17 protein-coding genes, 6 pseudogenes and 1 CRISPR repeat array are annotated in these 23,866 nt (G+C 45.3%); of the genes and pseudogenes, 7 read left to right on the top strand and 16 right to left on the bottom strand.

Annotated elements, in window-relative coordinates:
• Both J2S00_RS18460 and J2S00_RS18455 read left to right on the top strand, forming a co-directional pair.
• Positions 1-352, top strand: a pseudogene (locus tag J2S00_RS18460) (hypothetical protein); the annotation flags it as partial.
• Positions 337-1,009 (top strand): annotated as a pseudogene (locus J2S00_RS18455) (ATP-binding protein). The pseudogenes J2S00_RS18460 and J2S00_RS18455, both read left to right, overlap by 16 nt.
• Positions 1,010-1,057: 48 nt before the next feature.
• On the opposite strand, the pseudogene J2S00_RS20065 reads toward J2S00_RS18455, so the two are convergent.
• From J2S00_RS20065 to J2S00_RS19950, 6 genes and pseudogenes are all read right to left on the bottom strand, one after another.
• Positions 1,058-2,326 (bottom strand): annotated as a pseudogene (locus tag J2S00_RS20065) (IS1634 family transposase); the annotation flags it as partial.
• 158 nt (positions 2,327-2,484) lie between these two features.
• A complete protein-coding gene (locus J2S00_RS18440) occupies positions 2,485-6,915 on the bottom strand; it encodes a coiled-coil domain-containing protein (RefSeq protein ID WP_307343388.1) in 4,431 nt (1,476 codons plus the stop codon).
• The gene (locus tag J2S00_RS18435) at positions 6,899-7,693 is read right to left on the bottom strand and encodes a DUF6063 family protein (protein WP_307343384.1); all 795 of its coding nucleotides are present in this window, start codon (positions 7,691-7,693) and stop codon (positions 6,899-6,901) included. The genes J2S00_RS18440 and J2S00_RS18435 overlap by 17 nt, the downstream gene beginning before the upstream one ends.
• The gene (locus J2S00_RS18430; RefSeq protein WP_307343381.1) at positions 7,694-9,187 is read right to left on the bottom strand and encodes a replicative DNA helicase; all 1,494 of its coding nucleotides are present in this window, start codon (positions 9,185-9,187) and stop codon (positions 7,694-7,696) included. It lies immediately after the preceding gene.
• Positions 9,172-10,212, bottom strand: coding sequence for a Wadjet anti-phage system protein JetD domain-containing protein (locus J2S00_RS18425; RefSeq protein ID WP_307343378.1), 1,041 nt, complete (start codon positions 10,210-10,212; stop codon positions 9,172-9,174). Before J2S00_RS18425 ends, J2S00_RS18430 begins: the two co-directional genes overlap by 16 nt.
• 57 nt (positions 10,213-10,269) lie before the next feature.
• Complete coding sequence (locus J2S00_RS19950; protein ID WP_370875899.1) at positions 10,270-10,443, bottom strand: ImmA/IrrE family metallo-endopeptidase; 174 nt, start codon at positions 10,441-10,443, stop codon at positions 10,270-10,272.
• An 860-nt stretch (positions 10,444-11,303) separates the two neighbouring features.
• Between J2S00_RS19950 and J2S00_RS18420 the strand changes: the two genes are divergently transcribed.
• Positions 11,304-11,456: a hypothetical protein gene (locus J2S00_RS18420; RefSeq protein ID WP_307343375.1), complete on the top strand. Its 153-nt coding sequence runs from the start codon at positions 11,304-11,306 to the stop codon at positions 11,454-11,456.
• A gap of 22 nt (positions 11,457-11,478) precedes the next feature.
• Here the strand turns inward: J2S00_RS18420 and J2S00_RS18415 are convergent, their stop codons facing one another.
• Both J2S00_RS18415 and J2S00_RS18410 read right to left on the bottom strand, forming a co-directional pair.
• On the bottom strand, positions 11,479-11,655 hold the full coding sequence (locus J2S00_RS18415) for a hypothetical protein (RefSeq protein ID WP_307343372.1): 177 nt from the start codon (positions 11,653-11,655) through the stop codon (positions 11,479-11,481).
• A 148-nt stretch (positions 11,656-11,803) separates the two neighbouring features.
• A complete protein-coding gene (locus tag J2S00_RS18410; protein WP_307343369.1) occupies positions 11,804-12,133 on the bottom strand; it encodes a GNAT family N-acetyltransferase in 330 nt (109 codons plus the stop codon).
• 22 nt (positions 12,134-12,155) lie between these two features.
• Between J2S00_RS18410 and J2S00_RS18405 the strand changes: the two are divergent.
• Positions 12,156-12,730: pseudogene (locus tag J2S00_RS18405) on the top strand (transposase); the annotation flags it as partial.
• Positions 12,731-12,738: 8 nt separating this feature from the next.
• Positions 12,739-15,956: a CRISPR direct-repeat array (repeat unit 30 nt; unit sequence GTTTCAATTCCTCATAGGTAAGATCAGAAC).
• Between the two features lie 284 nt (positions 15,957-16,240).
• On the opposite strand, the gene J2S00_RS18400 reads toward J2S00_RS18405, so the two are convergent.
• The 3 genes from J2S00_RS18400 to J2S00_RS18390 all read right to left on the bottom strand — a co-directional run bounded on the left by J2S00_RS18400 (position 16,241) and on the right by J2S00_RS18390 (position 17,881).
• Positions 16,241-16,690, bottom strand: a complete 450-nt coding sequence (locus J2S00_RS18400) for a RusA family crossover junction endodeoxyribonuclease (RefSeq protein ID WP_307343366.1) — start codon at positions 16,688-16,690, stop codon at positions 16,241-16,243.
• Between the two features lie 184 nt (positions 16,691-16,874).
• The gene (locus tag J2S00_RS18395) at positions 16,875-17,657 is read right to left on the bottom strand and encodes a hypothetical protein (protein ID WP_307343363.1); all 783 of its coding nucleotides are present in this window, start codon (positions 17,655-17,657) and stop codon (positions 16,875-16,877) included.
• Positions 17,658-17,719: 62 nt separating this feature from the next.
• Complete coding sequence (locus tag J2S00_RS18390; RefSeq protein WP_307343360.1) at positions 17,720-17,881, bottom strand: hypothetical protein; 162 nt, start codon at positions 17,879-17,881, stop codon at positions 17,720-17,722.
• A gap of 402 nt (positions 17,882-18,283) precedes the next feature.
• Between J2S00_RS18390 and J2S00_RS18385 the strand changes: the two genes are divergently transcribed.
• Both J2S00_RS18385 and J2S00_RS18380 read left to right on the top strand, forming a co-directional pair.
• On the top strand, positions 18,284-18,712 hold the full coding sequence (locus J2S00_RS18385) for a PIG-L deacetylase family protein (RefSeq protein ID WP_307343357.1): 429 nt from the start codon (positions 18,284-18,286) through the stop codon (positions 18,710-18,712).
• Positions 18,713-18,788: 76 nt separating this feature from the next.
• Positions 18,789-18,926: a hypothetical protein gene (locus J2S00_RS18380; RefSeq protein ID WP_307343354.1), complete on the top strand. Its 138-nt coding sequence runs from the start codon at positions 18,789-18,791 to the stop codon at positions 18,924-18,926.
• 284 nt (positions 18,927-19,210) lie between these two features.
• Here J2S00_RS18380 and J2S00_RS18375 read toward each other — a convergent pair whose 3' ends face one another.
• Positions 19,211-20,488: a hemolysin family protein gene (locus tag J2S00_RS18375; RefSeq protein WP_307343352.1), complete on the bottom strand. Its 1,278-nt coding sequence runs from the start codon at positions 20,486-20,488 to the stop codon at positions 19,211-19,213.
• 179 nt (positions 20,489-20,667) lie between these two features.
• Here J2S00_RS18375 and J2S00_RS18370 point away from each other — a divergent pair, with 179 nt between their 5' ends.
• Positions 20,668-21,021, top strand: a complete 354-nt coding sequence (locus tag J2S00_RS18370) for a potassium channel family protein (RefSeq protein ID WP_307343349.1) — start codon at positions 20,668-20,670, stop codon at positions 21,019-21,021.
• 181 nt (positions 21,022-21,202) lie between these two features.
• On the opposite strand, the pseudogene J2S00_RS18365 reads toward J2S00_RS18370, so the two are convergent.
• The 4 genes and pseudogenes from J2S00_RS18365 to J2S00_RS18350 all read right to left on the bottom strand — a co-directional run.
• Positions 21,203-21,848: pseudogene (locus J2S00_RS18365) on the bottom strand (cupin domain-containing protein); the annotation flags it as partial.
• Positions 21,849-21,869: 21 nt separating this feature from the next.
• Complete coding sequence (locus J2S00_RS18360; RefSeq protein WP_307343347.1) at positions 21,870-22,847, bottom strand: helix-turn-helix transcriptional regulator; 978 nt, start codon at positions 22,845-22,847, stop codon at positions 21,870-21,872.
• 160 nt (positions 22,848-23,007) lie between these two features.
• Positions 23,008-23,345, bottom strand: a pseudogene (locus J2S00_RS18355) (LVIVD repeat-containing protein); the annotation flags it as partial.
• 59 nt (positions 23,346-23,404) lie between these two features.
• Positions 23,405-23,707: a hypothetical protein gene (locus J2S00_RS18350; protein WP_307343342.1), complete on the bottom strand. Its 303-nt coding sequence runs from the start codon at positions 23,705-23,707 to the stop codon at positions 23,405-23,407.
• Positions 23,708-23,866: the final 159 nt, after the last annotated feature.

The raw sequence follows: 23,866 nt of genomic DNA, 5'->3' as shown, positions 1-23,866 counted from the left end.
AGCCACCCTCTTTTTGAAAGAAATCTATCAGCGGAAGCAGCGTTATATGAGAGATCAATTGCAAAAGATACAGGAAGTCATGAACAAAGCCAACCCTCATTCTGGAGTGATTGGACAAGCTTTAGCCTACTGTCTGACATACCAACTGTACAGTGCAGTAGCCTTCAGCGATGCAGTGCAACATTTTATGCAACAAGCAAAGGAACAACAAGCACACCAGCAAGAACATCAATCTGAGATCAAACCCATCATGCTCGGACATCAATCGTACTCGCAAGTGAAAGCAGAAATTCGAGATCCACAAGTTTACATTCGTATCCTGGAGGGAGAGAGCCTATGTCAGAAAGCTTAGTGCAATTGAAACACAGCTTGAAAGCACTCAAACTGGCCTCCATCGCCGAAGTGATTGAAGAGCAACTGATGGAAGCTGAAACAAATGGATTCAGTTATCAACAGTTTCTGACGAAACTGTTGGGATACGAAATACGCAAGCGGGAAGAAAAACAATTGGCCAAACGGCTCAAGTGGGCAGACTTTCCTGTCCACCAATCCCTCGATGAGTTCGACATTATTGGGCCCGCCAGGGGTGGGTAAAACTCACCTGGCCATTGGCTTAGGAGTAGAAGCCGTTCAGCAAGGGTACAAAGTCAGCTTTGTGACCATGGATCATTTAATCCAGTTGCTGCGTACCCAAGAAGTAACAAGAAGCGCCCAAACAAAATTGAAAAGAATCACTCAGTCCGATCTTGTCATCATTGATGATTTGATGTTTATGGCCATCAACCGGCATGAAGCCAATCTTTTCTTTCAACTCATCAACAAACTCTATGGCCAATCATCTGTGATTATCACCTCCAACAAAGGACCGGAAGATTGGGGAGAGTTATTAGGAGATCCGGCCATTACCACAGCCATTCTGGATCGGCTACTCCATAAAAGCGAGGTGATTCATCTCACCGGTGACAGTTATCGTTTGAAATACAGGAAAACCATATTTGGAAATGACTAGGTGCTCAAAATTATTTAGCGAAAATTGTTCAATTGTACTTGACGCTCACAGCCCGCTTTTCAGGTTCCGGAAGGCCTCTTCAACCCGCCATAGTTCCTTGTATGCAAGTGCAACCTCGTCATCAGACAGTTCGGAATTTGTCCGGATGGCATATTTGCCGTCAAACTTCGCATCCTCAGCAACCTTAGCCTCATCAATCCTAGCCGACGCCTTGTCCACTGTCAGGAATTTTGAATAGGCCCGATTCTTTACGAGACCTGAAGGTCCCAATTTATCCAATTTGGCCTGAAGTTTATCAAGAACTAGTTCTAGTAAGACAGTCACGTTCTTCCGCATCAGGATTGAAACAAAGCACATACGTCTCCCCATCAATCTTTTTGGATTTGACCCTAAGGTTCTGGCGAACCTTTTTGTATGGCCCACGAATAGATAACAGTTGCTGCGCTTTTTTCGACTTCCGTAACTTTACGCCGACGATGTATTCCATTCCCAGTTCCTTAATCCTGTCAAGGTTCTTCTCGCTCACCATCCCTCTGTCACCAACGAGGATCACCTTATTGATCGGATAGCGTTTTTGGATCTCCTCGATGACCATGGCAAAAGTCTTTGTATCATGCATGTTCCCTGGGAACACTTGGTGCCCGATCGGGATCCCCTTCCTAGTCATGAGAAGGCCAATAACGACCTGTTTCCGGTCACCCCGATGATCCTTGGAATAACCATACCCGGCAATCTCTTCGTCAGCTTCTTCCCCTTCAAAGTAAGTACTGGTAGTGTCATAGAATACAAGATGACATCCAGAGACATCAAATCCGTCAACTGGCCGTACAGTTGACTTTCAATCTGTTCATTCCGTTCGCTCAAAAAATCGAGCGCACGATAGTAGTGATGCAGCTGGATGTCTGACAGGTCTTCGGCATGGATGGTCTGGATCCATTTCCGGAACAGACGGTATTTACTGTGAGGGTCCATCAGCCTGTTTAATACCATGGCAAAGATAGCCTCGTCATACCGTGATGCCACTTCCGCATCATCCATTAGTTTGCGCAGAAGACGGGCGAGACCAAGTTTTTCCCATATTTTTTTGAAGAGGTACACCGGTCCAAACTCCCTTGTCCATTTGATGGAAATATTCGAAGAAGAGCCTTGGCCATGAATCCGGTCAATGTAGCGCTCTGAAAATTTGGCAAGCCCCTCGATAAGAGAATCGATAGAGCCGCCTTCAGTCAATTGTTCTAACCTCCCCAAGTTACAGAGCGTTTCTTGACGAACCTTGCCATCGACACGGTATGTACGACTTAAGTTATGTAAATAAATGGACTCAGAGAGAAGATTTAATCAAAAAAATATCATAGCCCATTCACATCGTTAAAAAGAAAGGACTATGATATTTATCTTTTTTCCCAGCAACAGGCACGGGACATCCCGTGCCTGCTTTCTTTTCACTGTCCCTCATTCTATCGATCATGAAAGCCTTAAAACATCGACAGCTGTTCCACTTCACCCAGCCTTAATAAGGCCTGGGGATCATGGTCTCGGAAAAAGGCATGACGGATCTCTTTTTCTTTGGTCATGACCTGCCTGTCTCCAGCAGCTGACGGACGCAACTTCAAACTGTATATGACCGGAAAGTAGTCCCGCAAATATTTCCCTTCAGCGTGAGCGGTGAGGGCAATAATCTGGAAGCCGAGCTGTTCGGCAATGAAAAAGACCGGGTTTAGGACATGATCGCTTGATGCTTTGCCAAACGGGTTGTCCACAATAACCGTTCGGTGCCGTTTGCTGCCTGGCGTCAGGTGCTGCCGCTTTTCGGCCAGGTAGTTTAGGAGGCCAAGAAAGAGGGTCATATTTTTGCTCCATTTCTCACCGCCTGACCATTTGTTGGACTTCTCCCATGAGGTGGGGGCGTTGCTCACTTTGCCATCATTGGAAACTTTGCGGCAGCTCACCTTCATTTCGTTTTGTTTCATGACAATGCGCAATAACTGTTTGGGGTGCAGCCATTTGGCGATCTGTTTTTTCACCTTGGCCAAATCTTCTTTCCCTGCTTCGTCTTTGAACTGGTCGCTGTCCAGCTGGTTGACAATCCAATCGATGTGTTTGCGCAATTCCTCTTTTCCCTCCTGCTCATTCCATTCGGGGATTTTGAAGAGATAGATCTCTTTCCACTGCTCATCAACTTTGACGCGCGTTTTTTTGGGGATGTAACGCAATTCCGCCGCGATGGTTTGCAAATAGGTATGTAAGTGGGTGATGAACTGCTGCACTTGCTCATCATGGCCGCGCATGTCATCTTCGGCCAAACGGATAGCGTGCCGGATGCGCTTCTTCATCAGTTGGGCCCATTCGGCAATCTCCTCGTATGTCTCTTTATGCTGAATCCCGGTCAGGGCCTTTTCTTTCATTTTAATATCCCTAAGCTGACCATGACAAAAATACATAAACCGCTGGCGGGCTGCCTGAACGCGCCCTTGGTGTTGTTCAACTGTCTTTTTCAAAACTTCCAGCTGTTGAATAATCTCCTTCACCATATTGCTATGCTGGTAGGGCAAAGTTCGCTGCTCCTCTTCGGTCAGGATGGCCGGTTGAATGTCGTCAGCCAAATAATGAAACGCTTCATGTTTTTTGTCCAGTAGCGTATAACTGTCGTTGATCTGGCTCAACCTGCGAGTCAACGTGTCCCGCTGTTGGGCCAGGAAGTTTTTCTCCTTGGCCAGCTGTTCTTTTTCATTTTTCAACTGTTGAGCCACTTGAGCCAGGTTTGCCGAAAAAACCGTGATTTCATCATCCGGATATGTCTCCCGGAAATCATCTTTTCTCATGCGCACTTGTTCTGCTTGCTTGATTTTCGCTGCGTGACTGGCTTCCCATTTTTTCTGGGCTTGATCCCGCTCTTTTTCCAACGTTTTGATTGTTTGCCTCAACCGGTCCATCTCAGCTAAACCATTTGGGGGAAAAGTTAGCCCTTCGTCAATCTCCTCTGTTTCTTTGTATAAATCGTTTAATTCTTTTTGGAGAGTCCTGATTTTTTCAGCAGCCGTTTTCATTTTATAGTCAAGCAAGCTGCGGTTTTCTTGCTTTTGATTCAACCGTCCCAGGAGCGATTCACGCTCCAGTTTCAACGCTTCGTAACTTTCTGTTGTATAGAGCGGTTCTGCACCAAACACAACGGTATAGAAAGGCTGCTTTCTCAAGTCGGTGATATCCCGTTGGGCATGGGCGGCTGCCTGTTGCAATTCCTGAGCGTTCCGTTCACCCTGTTCAACGGTTTGCTTCAGGCATTCCCGTTCACTGTCCAGTATCTTGATCTCTTGTTCCAGGGCACAGGCTTCGGCTTCGAGCCGGGCCACTTCTTTTTTCTTGTGGAAATAAAGCTGACCTGTGCTCAGTTTCTGTTCCAAGTGCTGCAATTGTTGCTGTGCTTCACCCACCCGTTTGTTTGTTGCCTGCAGCTCCGCTTCCAATTGTTCCAGATCCCATTCCAGCTGGCAGCGTTGCTGTTCCAGATGCCGGACTTCTTCCTGGGTGCTGTCAATCTCTTGCAACAACTGGTGATACTGCTCGTGGGGATAGCGCTCATAAAAACGCTTTAGCGCATGGCGCAGCTGTTCCCATGCGGCGATCTCCTGTTGTTTCTGTTTCCGTTCAGTCACTTGCTGCCGGGCGGATGTTTCCAGGTGTTCCTTCCAGGCAACAAATTGCTCCTGGTTGATGTTTTGTAACCAGGTGCGGGGCAGAACAGGGTGTTCTGGCTCCGGCACCTCCTGAAGCAAGCTCCGGGCTTCCTGAACGGTAACCACATAGACCGGGTGCGTCATTTTTTCCGCCTGCTGTTCAAAACGGTGCTTCGCTTTTTCATACTCGGCATCCGACACGATCACGGTCAGCGGCCACAGCGGGTGCCTTGCCAACAGCGCTTCTTCTGTGATGTTCATCGTGCCGGCCGCCCGTTGCAGATAGACAGTGCCGGTTTCAAGCACTGTAAATTGGTCCGCCCACTTGTCCACCAGTTCGGCTAACAGCGGATCAGCGGTAAAATGGGATCGTTCCTTGTAATCATCAACAAATCGAAGTGCCAGACGTTCCAGGCGCAGCAACTCTTCCAGTTCCTGCTGCAGATAGACCAGCTTTTCGTCAAGCTGCTTCACAATGGAAGCCTGTCTGAGATAGAGAGACTCATAATGGTGCCATTCCGGCTTCATTTCTTGCACCTTGTGCAGCAAGGTGTCATGTTCAGCCTCAATCGTCTCTTTTTGCTCCGTCAGTTTGGCCAGGCTGGCCCGTCTGGCACTGATCTGGCTGTCTATCGAATGCTGGGCCGTTCGTTTATCCTTCTGTTGCTGCTCTAACTGTTTCAACTTCTCCTTGTCGTTGATTATCGCTTGATCAAGTTGGCTGTAAGCCGCCTCCCACTTGGACCATTCCTCTTCGACCGTCTCGGAATCAGGACGGTCCAGAACAGAATGGGCAATCCGGCTCATCTCTTCCCGGGTTTGTTCTATGCGCCCGTCTACTTTAGCCTTTTCTGTCAACCTTTGTTCACGCTTATTTGTAACGGTTTCCAGGGCAGATTTTTGAGCTTCTAATTCATGCTGTTGCTGGTCCAGTTGTCCGAGGATCTGTTGGTAAACTCTCTCCCGCCGCTTTTCCTCCTTGACAAAGTATCCTTTTAAAGCAGCGCTGTTTTTGGCCAGCTGTTCTTGTAACTGGGCTGTCTCTTCATCGGCATCCAACCGGCTCAATTCACGTTCACAATGAGCCAGCTGGGCCTCTTCCTGCTGGATAGATTGCTTGAGCCGGGCAGCTTGCAAGGAATGATAGCGTTTTTTCTTGAGCCGTAACTCCGTTTCCACTTGCTCCAATTCCCTCTCATCCAGCAGGCAGGTCTGTTCCAGCTCTTTCAGCTTTTCCTCTAGTTGGGTGATCCGGTAGGAGGCCTCCCTTTTTTCCAGAGCCAGCTTTTGTTGTTGCCATTCTTTTTCCCGGTGCTGATTTTGTTCCAGTTCCTGCTCTGTGCGCGCTTTTTCCCCGCAAATCAATTGATGATACGCTTTGGCCCGCTGTTGGGTGTGCAAAAATGACTGTTGGTGACCGAAGAGCTGGGCATACACCCCGGCCAGGCGGCTTATTTCCCGTTCCAGGCGTTCACTCTCTTCGATTTGTTCCCGCAGCTGTTTGTACTTTTTAAAATGCTCCCGTTGCCGCTCAAATGTTTCGGCAAAATCTTTGCTGCCTTGACCGGCCAAGGCCTCTTCCACAGTGGGAATCAGCAATTGTTCAAACAGCTGGCTGGTTGTTTTGCAGTTCTCGAAAAAGGCTTCCACATCCCCTTCCGCCCCATTAATGGTGACAATACGCTGCCATTCAGCAGGGATGATTTTAAATTGTTCCTCAAGATAGGCGTGATACTCTTGAATCGTGGCAAAGGTGCGGGCATTGACGGATTGGGCGCTCATCCGCTGGTAATACTCTTGCATTTCCTGGCGGCTGGCCGGACGTTTTTTGCCGTCGAGCCCTTCTCTGACAAAGGGGATGTGTTCTATGGCATGGGCATCTCCTTCCGCATATTCATAGGCATAGCGATAGGAATCCACACCGTGCGGAGTCAGAAACAAAGTGACAGCGGTTAACGCATAACGGCGGGGCCGGTCATTGAGGATCCATTCGATGGCGATGTGGGCATGGTGACTTTCCAGACTTAACGTGTCTTTAATTTTGCGTTCAGCTAATGATGCGTGCGGCAAAATGGCCTGGATCGCCGTTTGAATAAACACCGTCTTTCCGCCGCCGTTTTCCAGCAGGACCGCCCCGTTATGGCCATCAAAGAGAAACAAGTCATCATTGTACCTTTTGTTTCCGTCTTCATAGACAACGTTTGTAAAGCGGATTTTAGAGATCGCCGGCATTTGTTTCACCCCCGTTGCCCTGTGTGCTGGGCGTCGTGTGTGCTGTTTCTTCACTCGGCTGGTCATACTGATACATAAACGCTAAAATATCCCGGTTATATTCCAGATCCATATAGTAACGCTGGACAATTGTTTTTGCTTTTTCTGTCAGTTGCAATTCGTTGTTCCCGATATTGACGGCCAGTTCCTGGGCTTCCAAAAAACGGCGCACACTGTCCACAAAACTGAAGCGGCTGATCGTATTGCCGGATTGTTTTTTGGACGTTTCCTTAATATCGTCCATCGCTTCCCACTTGTCGATGACAGCCTGCCAATTTGTGTCGTATTCCTGCTCTGCTTCCCTCAGTGTGGCTCCGTCATGTTCTTTCAGGGCCTGGATACGTTTGTCTATCGCGCTCACCCAGTCAGCCATATGCAAAAAATCTCTGGTCGCTTCCATGGTGGTATAACTGTCGTAAAACTCGCCGAAAAAGACAATAATGGCAAAATACATCATGTACAGATCGGTGTTGGTGGCTTTTGCACCGAGAAAAGTGCGCTTCAAGGTTTCGTTTTTGACATGAAACGGAGACAGTTTCGTCTCCGGAATGAGAAACAGCTTGTCTCCTGCGGTAATCACGACACAATCCACTTTTCTGGCAAATTGGTCCACAAGACTGCGCACGTGATCATCGGCCAGATATTCCCGCACTTCTTCAGCTCCGCCAACCCCGTTTTGGGCAAGCAAGGCATATATCTCAAATGCTTTCATCACTTGGGCGTGCTCATAGACAACCATTTAGACATCCTCCAGCTTAAAGTGCATATTTTGGATGGTATAGCGGGACACAACGTGCAACACTTCCGCTGCTTCCCGCACAATAATTTTTTTGCCAGGTATCAATGATAAGGCTTTGTCCATCAAACCGCTCCCTGTGTCATCCTCTTGTTTGGCAGACACCGGTGAATACTGGTGCAGATAGAGCCAAAAATCATAGAAGGAACGATGCTGAAGTACATCCTCCTGGTCCGTTTGACGCAGGTGGTCCACCACCTCTTTTAAGGTGATCTCTTCTTGCCCGTCCAGGGCCGTTAAGACAATCCCCATCACTTTGGAAAAGTTCTCCCGCTGGTAAACGTGGTGTTTCTCTTCTTCTTCACCATCCTGCACATCAATGAACCCCGTTTCCATCTCTTCGTCCTGCTCATCATCAAGGCGTTGTTCAGCGAACACTGTCCAAGGGGACCAGGTTCTTTCATGGTGAACAAACAGGAAGGGGGCGGCCAGGCCCTTCAAAGCCTTCACGGGCAAGGGAGACGAAACGGCTCTGGAGACAATTTCCTGGCTGAAGTTGAATGAATCAATGCCCACATAATAGAGCGACTCCTGGGCCGCCTGCAGGGCTGTTGTTTTCAGTTCCACACTTTCTTGCAGCAATTGGCGGTGCTCATGATGCACTTCATCCAACTCCCGCGCGATTTGAACAATATATTGATAGGAACGCTGTTCTTTGTCCGCTGCCGCCTCATAATGGAGCCTTTGGCGGGTGGCTTCTACAAATGACCGCAACTCATTAAATTCATCATGTTCCCGTTCCAGACGAAGATACACATCCTCCAGTATCTTTTTGTAGCGGGCATAGGTCTCTTCGGAAACAATATTGCGCTGAATCTCATGCCTCATTTTGACCATGCGCTGGTGCAGGTTCTGCACTTCAACGCGCATCTCGTCGATTTGCCGCAAGGCGTTGGCAAATTCTCCTTTTTCCAGCTGTTTGCGCAGCACAAGCTGGTGAATCGACAACTGAAATTCACTGTAGTACTCTTTGGTGGCGAAGACGAGTTCCAGCCCTTGTTCATCCAGGGTGTAATACTGACTGTTGGTTGCAGGATCAAATTGGTCCGCTTTTAAAATGGCATACTGAATGTGCTCCTCTTGCTTTGTTCCCCAGTTAAAAAACGAACGCGCCCGCTTTTTGCCGTGAGGGGGCCTGAAAGTGGTGATAATCTCCCGGGCGATTTTTTCATAGGCAGGAAGGTCGAGGTCGTACTGGTCGTGTGTTGTGGCATGCAAATATTCGGATAAAGCTTTCACTCCCACACGGCGGTTGCGCATCAGCATATTTTCAAAGAAAAAGAGCAGGGTCAGCAAGCCCAGACCAAAATAATCGATAGATTTACCGTTTGCATCTGTTCCTGTCTTGCGGGTTAATTCGAACAACGGATCGAACAGGGCGATGCGGCTGATGCGTTCCCGGTATCCTGCCGTTATACTGGCTAATCTGCCGTCCATGACGCATTCCTCCAGATGTGACGCACTTGGAACGTTGTTAATGCTTCTTGGGGATAGTAACCTCCCTGGGCTAACATCTCCCGCAGATGGTGTTGTTCGGCTTCGGAAAAATAAGCCATAAAAGCCGTTAGAGCTTCGTTCTGTCGGCGTTGGGTCTCTTTGCCAGGGAAAAAGGGTTTCTGTAACAAGGCACGGTAAAACGGGAGGGCCGGCTCAGCCCTTGTTTTCTGATGGAGACGGTACCAGATGCTGATCCCTTCCAGGTCCACATCTCCGAAATAGTACAGCCGGTGGGCTTGTCCTTCCAAATGGAGCTGTGCTTCAAGGTGGATGATGCTGGAGATGATCTTGTTGCCCGCACCGTATATGAGCGAAGTAAAAGATGTGTCACTCAATACAGGTTGCAGCGCCTGATAAGTGGTCTTGTTTTCAACAATGAGGTGAAAATGCGGTTCATGTTGAAATGCGTTGGGATTGACGGCCAGCATCAGCGGATCGGCGACAGGAATAATCTTCAACCGCTCCCACAGTTGAATCCGTTCCAGCACTTCTTTGCCGTTCCCTTCCACGATCCATTTTTCATCACCGACGAGTTCATAGGCCCGTTCAGGTGCAGGAACATCTTCACTCGGCAGCCCGTATGTCTTGAGATAAGCATCAATTTTTTCAATGTATGGACGGTCCTGTTGCCATACTTCTTCAGGCAGGGACAAATATGCGCCCAATTTAAGCACCGGGTGGACTGTCAGTTGGAAACGCTGGATCTCATCATGAAGGGTCTGCCGAAGGGCCTTTTTCTTTATACGGTAGGTATATGCCAGTGACGGTGTTTTGCCATTTTCTCCGTGGGATTGGACCCTGGCCAGGATACCCCCTTTCTCAAGAGAATGGACTGCCTCAGCAAACTGGCGATAGGAAACATCGCCCGGAACCCGTGCTTCCAATTCTGACAAAGGAATCATAACTTTTTTATAGCTTTTGATGTACGCTAAAAGTTGTTTCTCTATGTCTTTCACTTTTGACACCTTTCGCTATTTTGGTTTTTCTCAAGGTATTCACGGGGACTCAATTCTTGGCTATCATCACCTCTTTGCTTCAGTTGTTGCCTGATATACTTTTTGATAATTGGCATAGACGAGGTTTTCAGTATCTTTACAGTATTGGTTGCGGTGGAAAATCAAATGACCTAACTCATGGACTACGCTAAAAATTTTCCGCTCTATCAGGCTCCATTGATTTTTCAAGCATACGTTCACTTCTAAGGCCAGATAATTGCGACTGCAAACCCAGCTTAAGATTTAACATTAGTTTACCACACAATTTCGACACATTCATGTCAGCAAATATATGTTGTCATATTAACTTGTGTTTATCAAAAACAGGCTGACTCAAGCCAAAATCCTCTCAAATCGAGTCCTTTGACACCCAGGGAAGCGACAATCTTCAAGAACATTTAAGACGAAGCAGGAAAAAGGAATATACCTGGTGCTATATTTTATTACACTGTACCCGCAACATTACCCGTGTGTTTATCGTCTAAAAGATAACAAAATAATTATTAACGTTGAGGTTAACCGAATGAGACGAAAATATATTTTCCTGTCAGTGATAATAGCCATCCTTGTTTCCTTTTCCTTAACCGGGAGTCCTTCAAAAATATATGCTTGCACCTGCGCAGAACCTCCGCCGGTAGAGGAAGCACTGGAAAGCAGAACAGCGTTTTTTCTGGAACCGTCTTAAACATTAGCCAACCTGAGTCCAAAAGAGTGCGATCTTCTGCCGATCCGGTCCAAGTGACGTTTCATTAAAGACTATCTTGTTTATGCTTACGGGGAAATGGGAGATCTGAAGACGGGATTGTGTGAGCGAACAAAACCATTAAATTCGGCACAGGAAGATTTAGAAGTTTTAGGCAATGGACATACTCCCGTTCCTTCTTCCGACGTACCTCAAACACAAATGAAGCCGAATTCCCAAACTGAACAGTATGCGAACACTGCTTGGATAACTGCTGCTTCAGTGGCTATCTTCATGACAGCGGCAGTTATCATCTATTTATTACGATGCGTTAGACCATAGCCGGGCCAGCCTGCTTTATTAATATCACGATTCCACCATGATCATTTCGCCAGTCACATACGGCCGACGAACAGTTACCCCGGCTGTTCTCGGTCCTTTGGTGAACAAAGTGTGTGAACAATCCCGTGTTCGCTCCAAACGTGCTCTGATGACTGTCGCCATTAACGAAGAAGGGTCCGTAACGTATTGACATCATGCTGGGGGACAGCGAATCAAAAGTGAGTTGGACCGAGTTTTTCACTTGGTTGAAAAAGCGCGGTTTGCACGGAATAAATGATTTTATTTGCTGCACAAATAAGCTCATTAAGCTTTGAAGAGATGTTGTCAAACATGCCTGAGGAACGGATGGATACATTTGAGACAGATTTTGCATAAGCAGGATGATTCAATCCGCACGTTTTTAAAGATGACTCCATATTCTTCCCAGCTTATGAGGCAAATTTTAGATCAGGACCTTTTGAAAGGCCCGCCAACCAAGACTTGTTATTTATTCGAATGTTAAGTATTTCTTAACACCGTAATAAACCCATCTAGTATTTAATGACTTATTTTAAAACCTTTACTTAGATAAAATTTTAATGCATCATCGTTTCCGTTGGACACAAAGTTAAATATATCACGGATGGACTGAAAAGAATTTAGCCAATCCATGGACATATTGAACAAATCGGTGCCAATACCTTTATTCCGATAACCCTCTTTTATAAAAAACTGAGAAAGACATCCTACATCATCACTATGTACAGTATCAAAATCAAAAAAGGAGTCACAATCTAACGTAGCGAAATTATTAGAATACTGGCCAGTGCTGTAACCACCTTTTTTTAACCATTCTTCGACAATGTCTCCAAAAGGCTCTCTTTCCAATCTTCAGGCGATTTCGCGAGTAGGGGCTAACATCAAACTCTCCTCGGTGGCGACCAATGTGCTGGGCAAATCGGGCCGGGCCATGATCGAGGCTTTAATTAATGGTGAAACTGACCCCGATGTGCTATCCGAACTGGCTCAGCGCCGTCTCAAACGGAAGAAAGAGGAGTTGAAAAAGGCCCTGACATGACACAGTTTCCTTCGGCAGCTCACTTGTGTTCATGGGCAGGACTCGCCCCAGGGAATAACGAAAGTGCCGGAAAACGAAAGTCAGGGAAAACCCGCAAGGGAAACCAGAAGCTTCGTAGCACCTTGGTGGAAGCCGCCCGTGCCGCTGCTAGGTCTAAACACACTTATCTATCCAGCCAGTACCATCGTATTGCTGCGCGCCGGGGAGCCAATCGTGCAGCAGTTGCGGTCGCTCATAGTATCCTGACCATTGTCTACCATCTCCTCAAAAAGAAGCAGACTTACATCGAACTTGGGCCACATTACTACGAAGAACGCAAGCGCCATCAAGTCGCCAGACAAGCGATACGGAAGTTGGAAACACTAGGGTTTAAGGTCATGGTAGAGCCGTCAAATCAAACAGCGTAGTTAACCGAAACAGAATTCCTCATAGGTAAGATCAGAACCATACAACACCATGATCCAGCGGTATTCCACTGTGGTGTTTCAATTCCTCATAGGTAAGATCAGAACATGCACACATTTTTAGTATACTTTCTCAAGCAAGCGGGTTTCAATTCCTCATAGGTAAGATCAGAACTCGCCGCTCCCGAATTTGACGTACCGTTGCGATTGTAGGTTTCAATTCCTCATAGGTAAGATCAGAACTGAACTTACAAAGCAAAACCAACGCTATCGTGAGGCGTGTTTCAATTCCTCATAGGTAAGATCAGAACGATAAAAAAATAGCCGCCTATTTTGGCGGCCAAATATCAGTTTCAATTCCTCATAGGTAAGATCAGAACTCGGTGGTCTTGGACTCTGGGCTTTGATTGATGTATTTTGTTTCAATTCCTCATAGGTAAGATCAGAACGTAGAAATTGATGGTTTTGAACATCGTGTCAAGGACGAGTTTCAATTCCTCATAGGTAAGATCAGAACCGTTGAATTTATAACGGGGGAGGAGAACGTTATGACGGTGTTTCAATTCCTCATAGGTAAGATCAGAACGCGGTTAACGAAACAGCTTGGCCGTCGGTAAATCGAGGGTTTCAATTCCTCATAGGTAAGATCAGAACCCGTTCACCTCCGTTTCAAAAGAAAAGAGGCGATATTTGTTTCAATTCCTCATAGGTAAGATCAGAACCGCAATGGCCGATCCTGAATATACGTTTGATAGCGAGTTTCAATTCCTCATAGGTAAGATCAGAACTTGTCCCTTCCTCCTGATATGTTGGGCCTTGCATGCGTAAGTTTCAATTCCTCATAGGTAAGATCAGAACAAACTTTTCCCACCCCCTGTCAAAGCAAATTTGACAGTTTCAATTCCTCATAGGTAAGATCAGAACACGGGCCTCAGACGAAAGTAGCGATGGAAAACGAATGTTTCAATTCCTCATAGGTAAGATCAGAACCCGTTGATACTGCACAACCAAAATGAGTGGCTATATCGTGTTTCAATTCCTCATAGGTAAGATCAGAACGAATGGGACGCCTCTAACTTTTTTAAGCATATCGACGGTTTCAATTCCTCATAGGTAAGATCAGAACACCGGCCAAAAAAGGCAAATCCGGTCAATCCTCCGCGTTTCAATTCCTCATAGGTAAGATCAGAACCGAGCTTGGGTTCTATGTTAACGGATCACTTCGGAAGTTGTTTCAATTCCTCATAGGTAAGATCAGAACTCGGCCGCCTTGCGTGCAGTGCTACGCAACAAGTCGAGGTTTCAATTCCTCATAGGTAAGATCAGAACCCAAATATGTCGAAAGAGCGCCGCGTGTCGAAACGCTGTTTCAATTCCTCATAGGTAAGATCAGAACTTGAAAGAATTATACCACAAAACAAATATACAGAAAATTGTTTCAATTCCTCATAGGTAAGATCAGAACACGTGCTCAACCTGAGAAACAGGGTTTCCGAATCCCAAGTTTCAATTCCTCATAGGTAAGATCAGAACCAAAAGTAGTTGATCAACAACAGATTCGCGTTTACCGACGTTTCAATTCCTCATAGGTAAGATCAGAACTCCAGATATGTTGAGACGAATTTGAACATGACTTCCGTTTCAATTCCTCATAGGTAAGATCAGAACGATGGCGGACAAGACCGACAAAAGGCCGTATATTTTCGAGTTTCAATTCCTCATAGGTAAGATCAGAACGAGTGTATGTTTGTTGCGCGGCTACGCGTCGGGTGACGTGTTTCAATTCCTCATAGGTAAGATCAGAACCCGTTGTGTTTTCGATCGTGACATCAACCACAACAAAAGTTTCAATTCCTCATAGGTAAGATCAGAACGTATTAACAACGATAACTCCGTCTTAAAATCTTCGCTGTTTCAATTCCTCATAGGTAAGATCAGAACTCCTGTGTATTTCTTCATATGTAATACTTCCTTTTGCGGGTTTCAATTCCTCATAGGTAAGATCAGAACGCAGTAGCCGGGAAACCACTTGTGTATCTCATCTACTTAAGTTTCAATTCCTCATAGGTAAGATCAGAACCAGCTTTGTCCAACTTGATTTGTTCTATATGTTCCAGTTTCAATTCCTCATAGGTAAGATCAGAACCTATTTACTGGGCCGTGTACCCATCCTTCAAAGTCATCAGTTTCAATTCCTCATAGGTAAGATCAGAACGATACAATCCGACCGACAAGCGAAAGAAATCGTAGAGTTTCAATTCCTCATAGGTAAGATCAGAACTATCATACTCGTGGTGAGGGCGGAGATGGTCGATCGTGTTTCAATTCCTCATAGGTAAGATCAGAACTAAAACTTGTCCATACACCAGAATTGCTTGTCCTAACAGTTTCAATTCCTCATAGGTAAGATCAGAACGGGACAAGCTCCTGTAATGGGCAAGCCCCTGTTACTTAGTTTCAATTCCTCATAGGTAAGATCAGAACTCTGGTGTATGGACAAGTTTTAGACAAGTGTCACTGCTAGTTTCAATTCCTCATAGGTAAGATCAGAACCCCCCAAACATTAGCGCCTTGATCGCGGCATCCCAAGTTTCAATTCCTCATAGGTAAGATCAGAACTCTTGTATTCGAATATGAGCCGCGACCCATCCTCGATAGTTTCAATTCCTCATAGGTAAGATCAGAACTAAGCTGTATATCTGATTTAATGTACCATAACAACGACCGTTTCAATTCCTCATAGGTAAGATCAGAACGATGGCCTCGCGGATACCAAATACTAGTGATTCCGCGAGTTTCAATTCCTCATAGGTAAGATCAGAACTATACATTATAGCAAAGAAATGTTTACCTAAACAGAGTTTCAATTCCTCATAGGTAAGATCAGAACCGCGAGCAAATAGTTCAATCCGAGGAACGTCTCCCATGTTTCAATTCCTCATAGGTAAGATCAGAACCCGCCGGGAATTTGCTGTTACTAGGATACGTAAATACGTTTCAATTCCTCATAGGTAAGATCAGAACGTAACGCACCATGCGCGGCACCATTTCGGGCGTGTCCGTGTTTCAATTCCTCATAGGTAAGATCAGAACAGGGTTAAAATCCTCATCAACCAATTCCTCTATTTCTTTGTTTCAATTCCTCATAGGTAAGATCAGAACACATAAAAGAATTTCGCATCAAAAGGCGCGTTGTGCAGTTTCAATTCCTCATAGGTAAGATCAGAACCCCAAAAAACCTGATAATACCCTATTCGACATCACCGTTTAAATCCCTTCCCCATTTCATCATTTTCCCATACAGAACAAAAAACTTTTTACTTAAAAGATTTTGAGAGTGTTGTTCAGAATATTCTGTGTCGTCGATCCCCAGGTTTTTTTACATTACTTAAGATCGACGACATAGCATTGAGGATAGTAACCAGTTTAATCACTTGCAAATTGTCTTCTATTTGCTGAACAAACATATCGGCAGAAGTTTAAACCTGTTATATCACCCCAGGACCTGGTATTTCACCCGAGGTCCGATTCAATTTCCTCAATCAGCACTTTATAATACGGACGGCAATGTTCACCTAGCTTCCGTTTCCAGGCCGTAATGGCCATCACTTTGCGATCATCCTCAATCAGCAGAGGACGGAATGGATCAATTGCTTTGTTCTCGGATGCTTTGAACACTGGATGAGGTTGTACCCTTGGATGGGCAGCCTGAAGCCCGTCACATATACCGGTAATGAAATTATCCAAGTCACCAGCCCGTTCAATTTTGGCTTGAGGCAAATAGATAAAAATTGTTAAGTGAATATACCCATCCATACAGCGGGTCATGCCAGCCCGCTTCATAGCCTCGAGGGCTTTTGTTCTGAGAGAAACAATCCGGTGCGCTTCTGTTTCTTTTTTCCACATGGAGTTGGCACCGTCTTTTTTGGGAGGAATATCCTCCACAACAAATTCTAGCTTCATCGCTCATCACCCATATCCAATCATTTTATCTCAAATTACATAGCTACAGTTGACTAAACATGTTCTTCTTAACACCTGCATTCTATCACACTATTATGACAACAGAATGTCAGGGAATGTGTGTTCCCTGCACAAAAAGAAGGGGGTTAACCCCTTCCAAATTCCAACTGGCGCTGATCAAAACTTATTTCCTTCCATACCGGCAATAGCGGTTTCTCAGGGTACATACGTGACATCGAGGCTGAGCGTTGCAGATGTTGGCATAATCCACAGCCCCAAATAACCAGAGCAAATTATCCAGATAAGAAATATGTATGCCTGTCTGCTTTGAAACATGCTCCAGTATCCTTACGGCTTCGCTTTCAGAAGGGTAATGGTCACACCAGCCTAATCTCTCAGCACTGATGATGCGCCGAATATGCACATCTGGTTTAATGGCCTTAATTCCGACATTCCTCAAGTATTCCAGAGCAAGGGTATAACCGACTTGTTTTAATTTATATTTGTTCCCTTTGCCCAACTCTTCGGCAATACGATGGGGTGTATCGCTGGTGACGAACCGGTCGATGCTGCCAGAATCTTTTTCAATCTGTCTCAATACCCCAATATTATCATTTAAACTTTCCATTTGCTTCACAATGGCCCTGTTTCCGCACTTTATTTTTTTTAACTTCTCAGCCAGCAGGTGTTTATCTGCCTGCAGAAGTTTGTCAGCATCGAAGTGGAAAAATATGTTTTCAATCCGATTCATATTCCGGTCAATGGGTCCCCAGGGCCGCTGATTGCTGAGCATGGCTAGAATGAGCCCTCTGAGATGATCCTTAAATGTAAACTGATAACCTTGGTCACGTTGAATACAGGCTTCCACTTGGCCAAAACTTTTAATAGAGGCTTCGTAGTCATGACCGTTGTTGGTCATTGTGTTTTTGATCTCTTCAATAACTTCAGCATAAGGAATATTTGCCATTGATCATCCCCCCACTCTTGCATCATCATTGTTATACGTAATTCATTTATATAGCTTGATCTTTATTTAATCAACCTTCTCAGCATTCTGCCTGCGGCCTTGCCCGCAACTCTCCGTCCCACACGCCTGGCCACTTTCTTGGGATCTCCTGACTTCACTGCTTGCACATCACCCAGGATTTTAGCAAGGGTATACAGGAAAAATCTGAACTTGTGGATGCTCACCTTACATTCCCCTCCTCCCTACGCTCTGAAATTTTATTTTCACGATCGGAACTATCCTTTAACGGCCCCTCCTGGCAACAGTTTAGTACATGATTGCGACAACATGATGTCAGCGAATATTTGTTCCTAAACAAAAAAGAGGGCTTTAGCCCCCTGATTGGTTGATAATGTATCTTTCCTTTTGCAAAACTGAAAAACAGCATTTCCCAATACAGAAAAAATAAAAGGCAGCCACTAAGGGCGCTTTTCATTTACCGCAAGATCTGAAACTTGCTTGGCCAGGTTAGCGGTACCCCTGTTTTGTCAGGTATCTCTCCGGAGCCAGGCCTCCAGTCAACCGGTAACTAAATAGGAAAGGATCCTGATCAATGAACATCCTGTATATTTTTCCCCATCCCGATGATGAATCTTTTGGACCAGCCTGCATGGCATGACGGTATTGACTTTCCTGACGGCCAGTTGAAAGAGTTGGATCCGCGTTTGCTGGAACAAGCGGTAGCAGCCCATATCCGCTCCATCAATCCTCACATTGTTGTGACCTATCCTGTCCATGGCATCAGCGGTTTTCACGATCACCTGGTTACACACGCCGTCAAACGGGTTTTCCTGGAGCTAAGAGAGCAAGGCACCGTTCAATTGAAGCGTTTGGCACTGTACACCCTTCCGGACAGCGGTGAACCCGTATTTGCGGAGAAAGGATTCCGTTTGAAACAAAGTGATCCCTCTGATATCGACTGTATTATCCCCCTTTGGAGGCAGACATTGACATGTTTAAGCGCTGTCTGGCCAGTATGCGGCCATGAATGCTGCTATACATTGCTTAAAATATAATTGCTCAGGCCCCACCCGGGACTATCACCTATTCAAAACCAGTGTGACCCATCGGTATGTTATCCATCCAAATGTGGTGCAACGTTGGGCTAAAAAATATCAAGACGGTAAATTTAGTGATGTTGATACTACGCAACCCCAACGCAAGAAGCAAAACAAACGTCCAAAACGTGCAGCGAAAATCAAAATCATAACCGTCTCCAATCAACTGTAGGAAACCGACATTATGACTTCTATTGCATTCATCTGATTATTACGCAAAAAGACCGGGAGACTGTCCCGGTCAACTATATCAACTTTGATCTGAAAAAACTACTGTATTATTTATTTTCATGTCTGAACATAATACTGGGTATACTGTTTTTCTCTTTTTGGTTGGAAAAACATCTCAACATTACTGCCTTAAGATACGCCTCTCCATCCGTGATGAAGATGAGAGCAGCTCGGGTAAAACGGGTTTGTAAAAGCCACTAACTCTTAAAAGATGTGTTATCATCACTATACATACGCTTTTGATTCAGAATTGGAAAATTTCTTTATTTCCGCTCTGACTTTTCTGACTCTGCGGCTTTCCGCTTCTTCGATGGTCAGCAATAAATTTTCATAGTACAATTGTTCCCCTTTTTGTGGCACACGTTGAAATTCTTCAACCAACCAGCCGCCAATGGTGTGATACACACTGTCGGGAAGCTCCACCTTGGTCATGCGGGCAAATTCATCCAAAGAGAAGTCAGCAGAAAAAATATAAGTATTTTCATCCAGTTGGTTAATTACTTTCACTTGCTCATCATGTTCATCCCAAATTTCGCCCACAAGTTCTTCCAAAACATCCTCCATTGTAATCAAGCCGGACGTGCCACCAAATTCGTCAATCACAATGGCCATGTGAATTTTATGTCTTTGCAGCTCCGGAAGCAGGGAAGAAATTCTCATGGACTCAACGACAAATAATGGGTTGCGTAACAAGCTCCTTACATCTACATCCTGATTTTGGAGCAAAGCGGACAAGAATTCCCGCTCGGAGAGAATACCGATTATATTGTCAATACTGTCTTCATAAACAGGAATACGGGAGAATTTTTCCCTCAGGAAAACCTGCTTAATTTCCTCAATCGGCTGGCTAACCTCGACAGCAATCATATCGGGGCGTGGTGTTAAAATTTCACCGACAATAATATCGTTAAAATTAAGGGAACGATGAACCAATTCTTTTTCTGTTTTGTCAATAACCCCTTCTTCCTCACTGATATCCACCATAATTTTTATTTCTTCTTCTGTAACCGATGGAATATGCTGTTTGGGATGAATGATTTTAACCAAAGTACGTTTTAATTGGGCAAAAAGCCAGTTGATTGGCGCAAACAGCTTCATTAACAAAAACAAGATACTGGAAACAGCCAGGGAAAAGGAATCGGCATGTTCTTTGGCAAACGATTTGGGCAGGATCTCACCAAAGATCAAGACCAGAATTGTCATCACAATGGTGCTTAATAACATACCTGATTTTGTTCCAAACATGGTAACAAAAAGAGAGCTAGCTATTGTGGCTGCAGCGATATTAACCAGATTATTGCCGACTAAAATGGTGGTCAGCGCTTTGTCAAAATGCTCAGAAATGTAAAGTGCCTTTTGGGCTCCTTTCCGTTTCTCGTCTGCAAAGTGTTTCAGCCGGATTTTGCTTACACTCGAAAACGCCGTTTCTGTTGAAGAAAAAAAGGCAGACAAAGCGAGCAAAATAAGCAAAAGAAACAAGAAACTAAGCGGCACCTCGTCCAATTAAACATCACGCTCCATCACGGTTTAGGTTAAAGTATATACATAAATCCATTATATATTAATATGGGTACTTAATAAAATATTATTATAACATCACTATTTACATAAACAAACTTCTAAACCTAAGTATCCGGATCATAAAATATGTACAACCAGTTAAGTGATTGGGGTACTTATTTATGTCTGTCCTGTTTAAAAGAGGTCATCGACGGAAAATGTTTCACTACTTTATTTCATTAGCGTTGTTTTATGCCAATGTGGTCATTACATTTGCATTGATTTATATTTTGTTAGATATTTCTGGGTTAGGTCCTATCGTTGATCATTACTACAATGTCACTCTTGAAGATGGACATTGGATGGACCTCATCACCAGGTCTTTATATTTCAGTGTTATTACTTTGTTTTCCGTTGGCTATGGAGATGTTACTCCGTTTGGATGGTCAAGGATGGTCGCCATCTTTCAAGCCATGTTAGGCTATATTTTACCTGCAGTGTTGGTTATTCAGTATATGAAAGTAAGCGATCAATAAGAAAGTAACGTATCTCCTATTCAGTAAACACTACAAAGGGGGGCATGTCCATATCCAATACTTTGGCATAACCAATATAGGGGACATGATTGCTTAGTCAATAAAACATGCTTATTTGCAAAATCTTAAATCCCTTTTACAATCCGTTTTGCTCCCTAGAAGTCTCAAATCCGGTTCTTTGTTAAGCAGTGTTGACATATTTAACGACAGGCCATTTCTCCTTCCGTAGTGCGTTCATCAGTTCCGATCCTACATGCAAGCTGTCCTCTACCAGATCCCGGGGAGTCAGCGCCATCCACTGGTTCAGGGACACGTCTGCGTAATCCCTCCCCGGAGATACAATCAGCTGCTGCGCAAGTAGCCGATGTGTGAATCTCTTTGGCACAATACCGTATGGAGACGGTACCTTTTGACTTTCCAACGGGCCGGGCACCTTTGCTTGAAAAATGCATCGCTGTTTCGCCGGGATGTTGGCAAAGGCTCTTTTCGGTACACCGAAATTGGCCACCAGTATGTCCTTCGATGTGTGTGCAAACCAATCGGAAATGGAAAAAGTGTCGAGGTCGGAGAAGCTGCCGTCGTCGAAGCGAGCAAAAACTCGCAGCCTCCTTCCAGCCCCTGAATCGAGTGCGGAATACCGGGGGGAAAGTACCACAATAGGACCATTCCGATTGCTTATGCCAATGTAACTCACGAACACCGCCTGGCGTCAGACTCATGTTTACCCCCGCAAGTGTGGTTGCGATTGGCAGTTCTCTAACTGTCACTTCCCGCGACCAGCCCCCGTGATTTAACTGCATATAGGTGTCGGAGAAGGAGAAGCATAGGAAATTTGTCTATGTTTTACGCTACCTTCCTTTTACCACTTCGTCATACACCTGAAGCCACCGGGCCAGGAGCTCCCTCATCTTCTTACGGTAAGATTGGGGCTCCAGGATCTCCGCCTCTGCACCGTAGCCCATCAGCCATTGCAAAAACTCCCGGTCATGATTCAGCGTCACCTCGAACAGCAGTGACCCGTCTTCCAGATCGGTCAGCTTTGGTTTGACAAACAGTTCCTCTTCTTTCACATAGCGCGCCACATGGGGTGAAAACCGCACTTTAAATGTGATCCGTTCGTCTCCCCGTTCAATGGACCAGGTCTCTTTTAAATACGCTTTTAGGTTAAAGTCATCCATTTCAAAAGTTTTGTTCAGGATCTTCACCTCTTGGAAACGGCTGAGGCGGAAGGTGCGGATGGCCTGTTTTTGATGGCAATAACCAATAAGGTAAAAACGGTGTTCACGGGGAATTAAATAGTACGGATCAATGGCCCTGTCCGTGGTCACATTACGGCTCTGGGTATGATAACGGGCTTCAATGGTCCGCCGGGAGAGAATCGCCTGCATAATGGTACTGAGGAAGTTTGTTTTGATCTCTTTATAAGCCGGGCTGCCCATTTGGATCACCTTGCTTACAGAATCGAGCAGTTCTTGGCGTACCAGTTTTTCCTTGCGGGCAGCGGCCATCACTTTATCATAGGCGGAATACAAATCCGGGGGAACAAGATCCACCTGCTCCAGTAAGGAAGGCAGAACCGCAAAGGCCATCAGTTCTGCTTCAGTCAAGTCCATGGGATACAGAGCGAAGTTGCCCACAAACTGGTATCCTGTTCCATATCCCATGTTGGTAATGGGAATGTGAACCGCGCTTAAAAAGTCTATATCCCGGTAAATGGTCCGTTCCGTTGTTTCACAGCGCTCGGCCAGTTCCCGTGCCTTAATCCCCGGCTTGGATTGTACCAAAGTAATGATGCGTATCAAGCGGAACAGTCTGTCTGTCTTCATTTTCATCACCTAGTGTCATAAGAATGTGATACTAATTAAATTTTCTTATTTATCTTTCAACGCAAACAAAAAAATTCCTCTAAAAAGTGATGAAACAAGAGCGCCAAGGTGGTCACTCTTGTTTCAGGTGAATAATTAAATTAGCCTTAATTGGTTCTCTTTAATTGGTTCTCTTTTGAAGGACTTTTAAGCCAGACCACATATCCGAAGCCAAAAAATAGTTCCGGTCTACAAACACACCCCACACATTGGCGTTAGGAGATACATAGGATCCTATTTCCACCGGATTGGCTGGATCCGAATGTCAACGAGGCGCACACCGTCATGGTAATGGGATAGGTATAAAGTGTTGCCTCTTACTTTTGGATCGTGGACGGTCCAGCCGGGAAAGCCGTCAGTTTTGGTCATGGAATTGGTGGTTCTAAAAGAGCTCAATAATACAGGGTTGGTTTTGTCACTGATATCGTAAATCCGGGTGTAGCCCCAACCACAACAAAAAGCCCTTTAGGTGCGGATAAAGGGCTTCCGACAAACTAGCAAAAAAATAGCCACTGAGGCTATTTAGGCTTTTTCCATTTCAGTTGTTTAATAATGTCAAACTGCCGGGTTTGCAAAGCCACATCAATCAATACATCTTCGGCAGCCTGTGAGTAATCTTCTACCGTCTCCGACTCTTTCAACGGACGGATATCCTGTTCAACCACCCAAAAATCTTTTTGCACAGCCGGCACCCGGATCAAGTAGCGATAAGCCACATCGACGTGCCGATTATAGGCAATAATGTACGCCTCTTTGCCCACTGGCAGACCTAGATTAAGAACATCCGATTGAATCAGCACACGAGTCATTAGTGGCAACACGGCTATATCACCTCAGTTTTTTCATACCACAAAAGATCAGATTTAGTCAAGGCTTAGCAAAGGTGGTCTGAGTCAAGTATTTGTGGGCAAGATTTTTCACCCTTAAATTTGTAAGCGGATTCATAAACTGAGGGTTTCTCATTAGCGTAACATAGTCGA

Source organism: Caldalkalibacillus uzonensis (assembly GCF_030814135.1).
Lineage (GTDB): Bacteria > Bacillota > Bacilli > Caldalkalibacillales > Caldalkalibacillaceae > Caldalkalibacillus > Caldalkalibacillus uzonensis.
Note: the sequence above shows the minus strand (reverse complement) of the source record. Positions and strands in the feature narration are given on the sequence as shown.

Bases quoted from the DNA above. Each gene is read 5' to 3' on its own strand.
- J2S00_RS18395 (WP_307343363.1), bottom strand. From the start codon at position 17,657: ATGGCAAATATTCCTTATGCTGAAGTTATTGAAGAGATCAAAAACACA.
- J2S00_RS18400 (WP_307343366.1), bottom strand. From the start codon at position 16,690: ATGAAGCTAGAATTTGTTGTGGAGGATATTCCTCCCAAAAAAGACGGT.
- J2S00_RS18440 (WP_307343388.1), bottom strand. From the start codon at position 6,915: ATGCCGGCGATCTCTAAAATCCGCTTTACAAACGTTGTCTATGAAGAC.
- J2S00_RS18420 (WP_307343375.1), top strand. From the start codon at position 11,304: ATGATCATTTCGCCAGTCACATACGGCCGACGAACAGTTACCCCGGCT.
- J2S00_RS18385 (WP_307343357.1), top strand. From the start codon at position 18,284: ATGAATCTTTTGGACCAGCCTGCATGGCATGACGGTATTGACTTTCCT.
- J2S00_RS18360 (WP_307343347.1), bottom strand. From the start codon at position 22,847: ATGAAGACAGACAGACTGTTCCGCTTGATACGCATCATTACTTTGGTA.
- J2S00_RS18430 (WP_307343381.1), bottom strand. From the start codon at position 9,187: ATGGACGGCAGATTAGCCAGTATAACGGCAGGATACCGGGAACGCATC.
- J2S00_RS18435 (WP_307343384.1), bottom strand. From the start codon at position 7,693: ATGGTTGTCTATGAGCACGCCCAAGTGATGAAAGCATTTGAGATATAT.
- J2S00_RS18370 (WP_307343349.1), top strand. From the start codon at position 20,668: ATGTCTGTCCTGTTTAAAAGAGGTCATCGACGGAAAATGTTTCACTAC.